Below are 2,555 nucleotides of genomic sequence, written 5' to 3'. Positions count from 1 at the left end.
GTCATGGCGGGTGATCTGGGTGCGGCTCGGCATATTCTGGAGTTGCTCGCGGCTGAGCGATAGCGGCTTCTCGACAAGGCCTGAAACCTCCAGTCGCCAGTCGGCAAAGTTGTTGGCGAGCAAGCCCTTGTAGACATCGTCATCGGGAGCGGTGACACCATTCGGCCGCTGCGGCTGGCGGATGTCGGCCTCGGTGAATTCCGGGGCCAGCGCGTCACTTCCGGCAAGCAGCCGCTGTGCGCGGTAGGTCAGGCCATTGGCGTTTTCGAGGAAACTGCGCAGGCCGCTGCCAACACCTAGCTGACTGTCGAAGGCGTCGCAGCCCGACAGCATGATGCCGGAGACGCCAAGACTGGCACCGGTCAGGAATTTGCGGCGGCTGATCTGGAATTTTGCCATGTCAGGCACTCCTCTCGGCTGTATCGTCCTGTGCGGGAGGATCTGTCCGATACCAGCCGGTGATGATCGAGCGCAGTTCGTTGATCGGGCCGGCGGCCAGGATCATCAGGATATGGACGACGAAGAAGGCGACCAATAGCACCATGACGGTGAAATGGATGGTGCGTGCCGTCTGCCGGCCACCGAGCAGATCGTTGAGGAACGGCAGCACCGAATTCATGCTCGGCGACATGGCCAGACCGGTGATGATCATCAGCGGCAACAGCACGAACAGCACCCCGCCATAGGCCATCTTCTGCAGCGTGTTGTATTCGCGCGTGTGGTGGAATTTGAGCTTGGCGTGGTCGACGATGTCTTGCGGCAATCGTTTCAAATCGTCGAGGCGTGGCGCGAGATCGCGCCGCAGATGGCCGTTCACGGTGCTGGCGACAAACCAGACGATCAACGTCGTGGTCAGTATCCAGGCAAAGAAGAAATGGATGACGCGCGCGGTGCCGAGATCATAGTAGGATGGGATGGTCGCCCAGGACGGGAAGGCGCGGGACGTCTCCTGGCCGGCCGGACCCGACCAGCCGAGCACGCCAGTGGTGTCGAAGCGATGCCCGAAGATTTCCATGTAGCCGCGCGGACCCGCATCGGAATTCTCGGCGCCGATGGCGAAGATGGTGTTGCTGTATTCGAAGCCCGATTCTTTGCCGATATAGAGCTGCGGACGGGCATTGAAGATCTGCAGGCCTGACAGCAGCATGAAGAACAAGGAGATGGCCCAGAGCCAATGCGTCAGCCGCGTCCAGCGCGACTGCCGGTAGATCAGCGTTTTGTCGTTCGACGCAGAAGCGCCTGGATCGGCGGCGGATTGGCTTCTGGCAACGGATTCCATCGTCTTTCGTCTCCCGGCCTCGCGGCATGGCCTGCGCGTTCATTGTCCTCCTGATACGTCGCGATCCAAACCGATGTTTCATCCGATCACGTATTTATTACGGACCGCCCAGGCTGACGGCGAGATTGACGGCGGCGGCGACGATGACCGTGTTGAAGAAAAACGACAGGATGGAATGGACAAGCACGACACGACGCATATGCGTGGTCGAGATGTTGGTATCGGCGGTCTGTGCCGTCATGCCGATCACCGTCGAGAAGTACAGGAAATCCCAGCCCTCCGGCCGTTTGTCACCCGGGAACAGCAGTCCGCCGACAGGGATTTTCTTCCTGGTCTCGGCATCCACAGCATCGCCGTCCATCCAGTAGACATGAGCATAATGGAGCGCTGCCATGGCATGAATGGTGAACCAGCCGAGCGGGATCGACAGCAGCGCGAAGGTGAGCTCGACGGGATGGCTTCTGTCCTTCTGATTGATCAGTAGGAACAATGAGATAACGGCAACGCCGACGACGACAAGCGTCACAGCGAAGATGACCAGCACCGGCTGGTCCGTGGCACGCGCATTCCTGCTCAGATACCTGCCGGTGAACTTCGGCATCTGGGCGACGACGAGAATGACATAGGCGGCAAAGAACGAGTTGGCGCCGATCGAATAGGCGAGCGGGGCGTGCAGCAGCAACGCCACGAGAAGCGCAAAAACGCCAACGCAGGCCGACACAGCGAACAACATGTGGCGCTGAATGGGAGACTTCACCGGGGTTTCGGCAGCCATGTCGGTTCCAACCTTGGATGGCGCTCGGTTTCTAGTCTGGTGTGGCGGATTTGAGCGCCCGCCGCAAGATGCGGTCGAGTTCGCCGAGAAACCGCGACCGGTCTTGCGGCGCGAAGCTGGCATTGTAGCCCTTGCTTTCGCCGGTCTCGCGCAGATGCTGCTTCAGGTCACGCATCGCCACCGCCATGCCGATCGTTTCCGGCGTGAAGGGGCGCCCCGTTGGCCCAAGCACATGGGCGCCGAGTGCCACCGCGCGGGCGGCCAGCGGAATGTCGGCGGTGATCACAATGTCGTTGGTGCGTGCATTGTCCACGATCCAGTCGTCGGCGGCATCAGCGCCCTTGGAGACCACCACATTGCGGACCATCGGATCGCGCGATGGCCGCAGGCCGCCATTGGAGACGTAGGTGACAACGACGCCATGCCGGTCGGCCACTTTTTCGACCTCGGCCTTGACCGGGCAGGCGTCTGCATCGACGAGAATGGCGGGGAGTGTGCTCA

At 61.1% G+C, this 2,555-nt stretch carries 4 protein-coding genes; all 4 read right to left on the bottom strand.

Annotated elements, in window-relative coordinates:
* Positions 1-399, bottom strand: a 399-nt coding sequence (locus EOD15_RS32550; protein WP_148129762.1) for a molybdopterin-dependent oxidoreductase, incomplete at its 3' end; no start/stop codon positions are given.
* Between the two features lies 1 nt (position 400).
* Positions 401-1,279 carry a cytochrome b/b6 domain-containing protein gene (locus EOD15_RS32545; protein ID WP_127322759.1) on the bottom strand — a complete coding sequence of 293 codons (879 nt, stop codon included), beginning with the start codon at positions 1,277-1,279 and terminating at the stop codon, positions 401-403.
* A gap of 97 nt (positions 1,280-1,376) precedes the next feature.
* Positions 1,377-2,054: a DUF1345 domain-containing protein gene (locus EOD15_RS32540; protein WP_127322760.1), complete on the bottom strand. Its 678-nt coding sequence runs from the start codon at positions 2,052-2,054 to the stop codon at positions 1,377-1,379.
* 31 nt (positions 2,055-2,085) lie between these two features.
* The gene (locus EOD15_RS32535) at positions 2,086-2,538 is read right to left on the bottom strand and encodes a YaiI/YqxD family protein (protein ID WP_127409214.1); all 453 of its coding nucleotides are present in this window, start codon (positions 2,536-2,538) and stop codon (positions 2,086-2,088) included.
* Between the last annotated feature and the right edge of the window lie 17 nt (positions 2,539-2,555).

Source organism: Mesorhizobium sp. M7A.T.Ca.US.000.02.2.1, assembly GCF_003996995.1.
In the GTDB taxonomy this organism is placed as follows: Bacteria; Pseudomonadota; Alphaproteobacteria; order Rhizobiales; family Rhizobiaceae; genus Mesorhizobium.
Note: the sequence above shows the minus strand (reverse complement) of the source record. Positions and strands in the feature narration are given on the sequence as shown.

Excerpts from the sequence above, each read along its gene's own strand:
- EOD15_RS32545 (WP_127322759.1), bottom strand. The coding sequence starts at position 1,279 with ATGGAATCCGTTGCCAGAAGCCAATCCGCCGCCGATCCAGGCGCTTCT.
- EOD15_RS32540 (WP_127322760.1), bottom strand. The coding sequence starts at position 2,054 with ATGGCTGCCGAAACCCCGGTGAAGTCTCCCATTCAGCGCCACATGTTG.